Below are 677 nucleotides of genomic sequence, written 5' to 3'. Positions count from 1 at the left end.
CTAAACAGCAAGATCACCGTTCTAAGAACAAAGAGCGGATGTTAGAACAGCTATTAGAACAGCAAGAACAAATCCTTGAGCGACTAACTCTTATCGAAGAGGAAATGCAGCAACGCAAAATTCAGACAAAAAAATAGGACCTATCGGTCCTATTTCTCTTTAAATTAATGAAGATAACGCTGCTTTACGCTCGCTTGTCTTATTTTTCACGCCAGTACGGCTGAGTCTCTACGCTGATTGCTCTTGTTTGATCCATTGCATGAAGAATCGAACGCTCTTGGCGGTGCAGCCAACGCTCTAGCTGTTCTTTCTCTTCATTTTCCAGCATATCGACCAAAGGCAATAGATGGTTCAGCATCAACAGATCATCAATGCCATGCACTAAGTCAGCCCAAGGAAGGCGGAAGCTATTACGCTCGTCGAAGTTGTACAAGCTCGCAAAACCAATTCCAGTGTAAAGGTTACGCAGCAGACGGTAACGCTGATCCACATACTCTTGCGCAGACAAATCACGCTCTGCAGGGAAAGCTTCCATCAGCTCTGCCCAAGTGCGATCCAATTGCGTCACAGAAAACGGCATGATGTTGCTTGCCATCTTCTCGCGCGCTTTCTCATCCAAGAATGGCTGCCAGCCACGCGCTAAGATCCAGCGGCTAAGATCCAGCAGTAATCCTGTG

General features: G+C 46.5%; 1 protein-coding gene. It reads right to left on the bottom strand.

Going from position 1 to position 677, the window contains the following annotated elements; genetic code table 11:
* Nucleotides 1-199: 199 nt before the first annotated feature.
* The coding region (locus R8O10_RS25385; protein ID WP_412035177.1) for a CHAD domain-containing protein at nucleotides 200-677 on the bottom strand (478 nt) is incomplete at its 5' end.

Source organism: Vibrio sp. 1727 (assembly GCF_033344415.1).
GTDB classification, from domain to species: Bacteria; Pseudomonadota; Gammaproteobacteria; order Enterobacterales; family Vibrionaceae; genus Vibrio; species Vibrio alginolyticus.
This window is presented reverse-complemented; position numbering and strand designations above follow the sequence as displayed.